The sequence below is a fragment of the Acidocella sp. genome, assembly GCF_052326845.1.
Lineage (GTDB): Bacteria > Pseudomonadota > Alphaproteobacteria > Acetobacterales > Acetobacteraceae > Acidocella.
In genome coordinates this window covers 1-6,694 of record NZ_JBKQJR010000056.1, presented here as the reverse complement: position 1 = coordinate 6,694, position 6,694 = coordinate 1, and the positions used below count along the sequence as shown (strand labels likewise).

General features: G+C 64.4%; 7 protein-coding genes. 5 read left to right on the top strand and 2 right to left on the bottom strand.

Features of this window, described 5'->3' with window-relative positions; all coding sequences use genetic code 11:
• A partial coding sequence (locus ACLPJJ_RS03730) for an HU family DNA-binding protein (RefSeq protein ID WP_443589575.1) occupies window positions 1-268 on the top strand: 268 nt, incomplete at its 5' end.
• Window positions 269-342: 74 nt separating this feature from the next.
• Window positions 343-660 carry a cupin domain-containing protein gene (locus ACLPJJ_RS03725; protein WP_443589573.1) on the top strand — a complete coding sequence of 106 codons (318 nt, stop codon included), beginning with the start codon at window positions 343-345 and terminating at the stop codon, window positions 658-660.
• Here ACLPJJ_RS03725 and parE read toward each other — a convergent pair.
• Complete coding sequence (parE, locus tag ACLPJJ_RS03720; RefSeq protein WP_443589572.1) at window positions 657-2,627, bottom strand: DNA topoisomerase IV subunit B; 1,971 nt, start codon at window positions 2,625-2,627, stop codon at window positions 657-659. The genes ACLPJJ_RS03725 and parE overlap by 4 nt on opposite strands.
• A gap of 183 nt (window positions 2,628-2,810) precedes the next feature.
• Window positions 2,811-3,983, bottom strand: a complete 1,173-nt coding sequence (locus ACLPJJ_RS03715) for a patatin-like phospholipase family protein (RefSeq protein ID WP_443589570.1) — start codon at window positions 3,981-3,983, stop codon at window positions 2,811-2,813.
• A gap of 137 nt (window positions 3,984-4,120) precedes the next feature.
• Between ACLPJJ_RS03715 and ACLPJJ_RS03710 the strand changes: the two genes are divergently transcribed.
• Genes ACLPJJ_RS03710 through ACLPJJ_RS03700 form a run of 3 tightly spaced genes read left to right on the top strand, consistent with a single transcriptional unit; the run spans window position 4,121 to window position 6,513 of the window.
• Window positions 4,121-4,906, top strand: coding sequence for a 3-hydroxybutyrate dehydrogenase (locus ACLPJJ_RS03710; protein WP_443589568.1), 786 nt, complete (start codon window positions 4,121-4,123; stop codon window positions 4,904-4,906).
• A gap of 42 nt (window positions 4,907-4,948) precedes the next feature.
• Window positions 4,949-5,545: a D-sedoheptulose-7-phosphate isomerase gene (locus tag ACLPJJ_RS03705; RefSeq protein WP_443589566.1), complete on the top strand. Its 597-nt coding sequence runs from the start codon at window positions 4,949-4,951 to the stop codon at window positions 5,543-5,545.
• Window positions 5,545-6,513, top strand: a complete 969-nt coding sequence (locus tag ACLPJJ_RS03700; RefSeq protein WP_443589564.1) for an NAD-dependent epimerase/dehydratase family protein — start codon at window positions 5,545-5,547, stop codon at window positions 6,511-6,513. The genes ACLPJJ_RS03705 and ACLPJJ_RS03700 overlap by 1 nt, the downstream gene beginning before the upstream one ends.
• The last annotated feature ends 181 nt before the right edge of the window (window positions 6,514-6,694 follow it).

The following is a 6,694-nucleotide window of genomic DNA, read 5'->3' as shown; positions in this document are numbered from 1 at the left end:
GTCTAAAGCTTTTATTGCTGAAGTTATCCAGAATTCGGCTGAGATCACCGGTGTTGCGGCGAATCGGGCCGCGGCGGATCTGATCGAGGCAATCGTCAGGGAAATGAAGAAGAACGGCAAGTTTACGCTGCCGAGCTTCGGCACCTTCACCGTTCGCAAGACCAAGGCGCGCAAGGGCGTGAACCCGCGCACTGGCGAGGAGATCAAGGTGAAGGCTGGCAAGACCGTGCGCTTCAAGGCTTCCCCGACGCTGAAGAAGCTGGTCTAAGCTATTTATTAATGGAATTTAAAAGCGGCTCCGGGGCGACTCGGAGCCGCTTTTTTGTGGCCGGAGGGACGTGCGTGAATGCAACGCAGTTTCATTGGGATGAGGTGGCGCCTTACGGCGATGCGAAAGCCGACCGCAGGCTGATCCCCGGACAGGCGGGCGACTTCAAGCGCGTGACGGTGAAGGCCGGGCATGTTGCGGCGCGGCATGCACATGCGTTCGAGCAGTTCTTCATGGTGGCGGAAGGCGAGGGCATGCTGACCTGGGCGGGCGGCGAGATTGCGCTGCGCCCGGGCGTGGTGATCCATCTCGAACCGGAGACCTGGCATGAGGCGCGGTTCGATGCGGATACGGTGATCTACGAGGTGAACTTCCGGGAGAACGGCGGCTAGATGTCGAGTTCTTCGACTTTGCCTGCGTTTTCCTGGATGAATTGAAAGCGCAGCTCGGGGCGCTTGCCCATCAGCTGCTCAACCAGGTCGGAGGTTGCGGCGCGGGTTTCAGGCGAGGCCATGATGCGCAGCAGCGTGCGTTTCGCCGGGTCCATGGTGGTTTCCTTCAGCACTGCGGGCGGCATTTCACCGAGGCCTTTGAAGCGGCTGATCTCCAGCTTCGCGCCGGCCTTGAATGTTTTTAACAGTTTTTCGCGGTGCGCGTCGTCCATGGCGTAGATGCTCTTGGCGCCCTGCACGATTCGGTAGAGCGGCGGCTGCGCCAGATACACATGGCCGTGGCGGATGAGTTCAGGCAGTTCGCGGTAGAAAAAGGTCATCAGCAGTGAGGCGATGTGCGCGCCGTCCACGTCAGCGTCCGTCATGATGATGATGCGCTCGTAGCGCAGATTGGCGCGGTTGAAGCTTGAGCCGGTGCCGCAGCCCAGGGCCTCGATGAGGTCTTTCAGCTCCTGGTTCTGCTTGAGCTTTTCGCCGGAGGCGGAGGCGACGTTGAGGATCTTGCCCTTGAGCGGCAGAATCGCCTGGGTGTTGCGGTTGCGCGCCTGCTTGGCGGAGCCGCCGGCGCTATCGCCCTCGACCAGGAAGATTTCCGTGCCCGAGGCATTTTCCGTGGCGCAATCGGCGAGTTTGCCGGGCAGGCGGAGCCGGCGCGTGGCCGATTTGCGCGGCGTGTCCTTCTGTTCCTTGCGGCGCAGGCGGTCTTCCGCACGGTCGATGACGAAGGCCAGCAGGTTGTCCGCATTGGCTGGGTCGCCGGCGAGGAAATGGTCGAAGCGGTCGCGCAGCGAGGTTTCGGTGAGGCGCGTGGCCTCTGCCGTTGTCAGCTTTTCCTTGGTCTGGCCCTGGAATTGCGGTTCGCGGATGAACAGCGAGAGTTTGGCGCGCAGGCTGCCCAGCACGTCCTCGGCGATGATGGCAGCGCCGCGCTTATTGCCGCGGGTCTCGGCCCAGGCGCGCAGGCCCTTCAGCAGCGCGGCGCGGAACCCGGCCTCGTGCGTCCCGCCAAGCGGGGTGGGGACGGTGTTGCAATAGGTGTCGATGCTGGAGTCGCCCTGCTCCACCCAGGCGAGCGCCCATTCCAGCTTGCCTTGCTCGGAGCCGCCCGCGCCCGGGGCGAATTTCGCCTCGCCGGCCCAGATCTCGGGCAGGACGAGGGCGGTGTCGCCCAGTTCGGCCGCCAGGGAATCACGCAAGCCGCCGGGGAAGTGCAGTTCTGCCTGGGCGGGCACATCCGAATCCGCTTTGATGAGCGAGGGATCGCAGGACCAGCGGATGCGCACGCCACGGAACAGATAGGCCTTGGAGCGGCAGAGCTTATACAGCCGCGCCGGGGAGAATTTCAGCGGGCCGAAGATCTCGGTATCGGGGACGAAGCTGATGGAGGTGCCGCGGCGGTTCTGCACCGCGCTGACCTCGACGAGCTTCGTCTGCGGGATGCCGCGGGCGTAGTCCTGGCGATAGAGTTTCTTCTCCCGCGCGACCTCGGCCGTGAAGCTGCTGGACAGGGCGTTGACCACGGAGGAGCCAACGCCGTGCAGGCCGCCCGAGGTGGCATAGGCCTTGCCGGAGAACTTGCCGCCCGAGTGCAGCGTGGTGAAGATCACCTCGAGTGCGGATTTGTTCTTGAATTTCGGGTGCGGGTCGACGGGGATACCGCGGCCATTGTCGCGGGTGGTGAGCTTGTTGCCGGGCTCCAGCGTCATCTCGATGACGCTGGCATGGCCGGCCACGGCCTCGTCCATGGAGTTGTCCAGGATTTCCGCGGCCAGGTGGTGCAGGGCGGTCTCGTCCGTGCCGCCGATATACATGCCCGGGCGGCGGCGGACGGGCTCCAGGCCTTCGAGGACTTCGATGTCCTTCGCGCCGTAGTCTTTGCTCGCACCGCTCTCGAATAAGTCGCTCAAGGTGTTCCGGCTCCGGGGTTGACGGGCGCCTTGGTTGCCATGCCCGCCGCGCCGGGCGCAAGGGGAGGGGTAGGGGTTGCTTCAGAAGTCGCTCTGGCGAGGCGGATAGCCGTGGTTTTCGAGCACCGGAGCGCAGAAAAACGCGGCTAGGCGGCCGCCAGAGTAGACTTGTGGAGCAGCCACTCACTCGCCCGTGCGGTGGATGTCGTAAGAGTTGATGCCGCCCTCGCCCGTGAAGGTAAGCCATTCGTGATGCGCCAGGGTGTTGCGCGTGTCGTAATAGCCGGCGCGCCAGTGGTCCTTCATCGAGATGCGGCTGAACTCGTAATCCTTGGCGTCGCCCTCGTAGGCCTTCCGCTGGTAGATCAGCTGCATGATGTTGATCTCGGGCAGGCGCTCGAGCTCGGCCTTCATCTCGCGTTGGGGCTCGGTGAGCAGTTCGGGCGGCACCATGTGGAGCGCCTCGCGCAGGGCCTGCTGCAGCCGGTGGGTCTGCAGGAAATGATCGGTGGTGGTGCGGGTGCGCGAGGAGTACTGGATGTCCTTCATGCGGGCCAGAACCTCGGGCATGTCGCGCGGGACCTCGCCCTGGGCCGCGAAGAGGTCAACCTGAAAGACCAGCATGTTGCGCCCGCCGATATGGTCCAGCAGGTGCTGTAGCGGGGTGTTGGAGACCAGTCCGCCATCCCAGTAGCGGTGCCGGCCGATGCGGATCATCGGCAGGCCGGGGGGCAGGGCGCCGGAGGCCATGATGTGCTCGGGGCCGATTTCGGTCTCGTGATTGTCGAAATACTGGAAGTTGGCGGTGGCGACATTCACAGCCCCGACCGCAAAGCGCACCGGGCCGTCATTGATGAGGTCGAAGTCGACGAGGTTTTCCAGTGTGTGGAGCAGAGGGGTGGTGTCGTAAAGGGCGGTGGCGGCGCGGGAGCCGCGCGGCGCGAAGAAGCCGGAGAAGGGGCGGGGGCGGAAAAAGCCGGGCTGGCCGAACAGGACGCCGTTCATGGCGGAGGCCATGTTGCGCAGCATGCGGGCATAATCGCCCTCGGGCCACACGGTATAGGGATCGCGCGCCGTGATATCGAGCCAGAATTTCTCCAATCTGGCGACGCGGTGCTCCGGCGGGTTGCCAGCGATGATGGCCGAATTGATCGCGCCGATGGACATGCCTGCCACCCAGTCGGGCTCCAGCCCGGCCTCGTGCAGCGCCTGGTACACCCCGGCCTGGTAGGCGCCGAGCGCGCCGCCCCCTTGCAGGATCAGGCCGACCCCCTCGCACCCTTTGGGGCGGGAGACTTTTGGCATCGGGGGAAGGGGCTTTTGATGCGGGTGCCGCATGTCGGTCAGCAGGTCCATGAGCCAGAAAAACTCCTTCGCGTTGTGACCGGTTGTACTCACTCATAGGGGGCGGGAGAGAACGCCCCCCCCGCCATGCTTGACGCGACAGGGGGCGCGTGATGCTCTCGCCCAAGTGCAAACGGAGGGTGTTCGAGATGGCGTTAAAAGGCAAGGTGGCTCTGGTAACCGGCTCGACTAGCGGCATTGGTTTAGGCATAGCCCGGGCGCTGGCGGCGGCAGGCGCGGATGTGATGCTGAATGGCTTTGGCGATCCAGGGGAGATCGAGGCGCTCCGCGCCGGTCTGGCCCAAGAATTTTCCGTGAAGGTTGGCTATGATGGCGCGGATCTGAGCAAGGCGGAAGGCGTGGCGGGGCTCGTCGCCAACACGCAGGAGACGCTGGGCGGGCTGGATATCCTGGTCAACAATGCCGGGATCCAATTCGTGGCGCCGGTCGAGGAGTTCCCGGCCGCGAAATGGGATGCGATCATCGCCATCAACCTCTCCGCCGTGTTCCACGGCATGAAGGCGGCCATTCCGGGCATGAAGGCAAAGGCCTGGGGGCGGATCATCAATATCGCTTCGGCCCATGGGCTGGTGGGGAGCGCCAACAAGGTGGCCTATGTGGCGGCCAAGCATGGCGTGCTTGGGGCGACCAAGGTGGCGGCGATCGAGCTGGCCAATAGCGGCGTCACCGTGAATGCCATCTGCCCCGGCTGGGTGCTCACCCCGCTGGTGCAGAAGCAGTTGGAGGACCGTGCGGCGGCGAACGGCACTACGGTGGATGAGGAGAAGAGGGCGCTCCTCTCCGAGAAGCAGCCGATGCTGAAATTCTCCACGCCGGAGCATCTCGGCGCGCTGGCGGTGTTTTTGTGCTCCGACGGGGCGGAAACCATGACCGGCGTGGCGCATTCCATGGATGGCGGCTGGGTGGCGCAGTAACGGCGCGCTGACGTATAAGCCCCCGCGAAACAGGGGCGGGAGTTGACCATTTCGATGTACGAAACGGAGGCTGGGCGCTATGCGGCGATGCTGCGGCGCTCGGCGGAGCTGAAGCTGACGCTGGCCGAAAACGCTGCTCCTGTGCTGGCCGTGGTGGACGCTTGTGAAAAGGCGATCCGGGCCGGGAATAAGCTGATTTTCTGTGGCAATGGCGGCTCGGCGGCGGATGCGCAGCATCTGGCGACCGAGCTGGTCATCCGCCTGCGCGGGGGGGTAGCGCGCCAGAGCTGGCCGGCGATCACTCTGGCGCTGGATACCTCGGCCGTGACCGCGGCGGTGAATGATTTCGGCGTGGAAGAGATGTTCGCCCGCCCGCTGCGCGGCCTGGGCCGGGCCGGGGATGTGCTGTTCGGCATCACCACCTCCGGCAAATCGGCCAATGTGCTGGGGGCGCTGCGGGCGGCGCGGGAGATGGGAGTCGTGAGCGTTGGGCTGCTGGGAGGCGATGGCGGGCCGGCGCTGGCGCTCTGCGACTTGGCACTGGTGGTACCGGAAACGGATACCGCACGGGTACAGGAATGCCACATCACCCTGGGGCATGCGATTCTGACCCTGCTCGAAGACAGGCTGGTAGGCTGATGCGCGTTCTGGTCACCGGCGCGGCCGGGTTTATCGGCTACCATGTGGCGCGGGCGCTGCTGGCCCGGGGCATCGAAGTGGTGGGGGTAGATGACCTCAACCCGTATTACGATGTGAGGCTGAAGCACGGCCGGCTGGCGCGGCTGGGGGAGGGGTTTACCTTTCATAAGCTCGATATCGCTGACCATGAGGCGGTGCTGCGGCTGGGCGACGGCGTGGAGGTGATCGTGCATGTCGCGGCCCAGGCGGGGGTGCGCTACTCGCTGGAGAACCCGTTCGCTTATGCGGCATCCAACCTCACGGGGCATCTCTCGGTGCTGGAGCTGGCGCGGCACGCCAGGAGCGTGAAGCACCTGATCTACGCCAGTTCGTCCTCGGTTTACGGGATCGGCTCGGTCTTGCCCTATGCGGAAAGCGAGCGGGCGGACAGGCCGTCCTCGCTCTACGCCGCCACGAAGCGGGCGGATGAGCTGATGAGCGCCTCGTACACGCATCTGTTCGGGCTGAAGCAGACTGGTTTGCGATTCTTCACCGTGTACGGGCCGTGGGGCCGCCCGGACATGGCGTATTTCGGCTTCGCCGAGGCGATCATGGCCGGCAAGCCGGTGCCGCTGTACGAAAATGGCGGGTTGAAGCGGGATTTCACCTTTATCGACGACATCATCGCTGGGATTCTCGGCGTGTTCGACCATCCGCCAGGGGATGATGCGCCGCACCGGCTGTTCAACATCGGCAACCACCGGGCGGAATATGTGAGCGACCTGGTGCGGCTGCTGGAGGAATCGCTGGGCCGCAAGGCGGTGACGGTGAGCCTGCCCAAGCCCGAGGCGGACCCGGCGGAGACCTGCGCGGACGTGAGCGCGCTAAATGCGCTGTGTGGCTACGTGCCCTCGACCAGGCTGGAAGACGGGATACCTCGATTCGTCGAATGGTACCTGAAATGGCGGGAAATGCGCGCCGGGCTGTGATGGCCCGGCGTTTTTTTGGCCCCGGGAAGGGAGGCTTTTTGGCAAGTCCGGACGGGCGGGGCGGGGGCGTGTGGGTCCCCAATATTTTTTATTGTTATAATTCAATCTGTTATAATAATTTTTGACATAAGGCGCAGTTTTACCAGCCTCCCCTGGTTGACGGTCTTCGATCAACTGAATA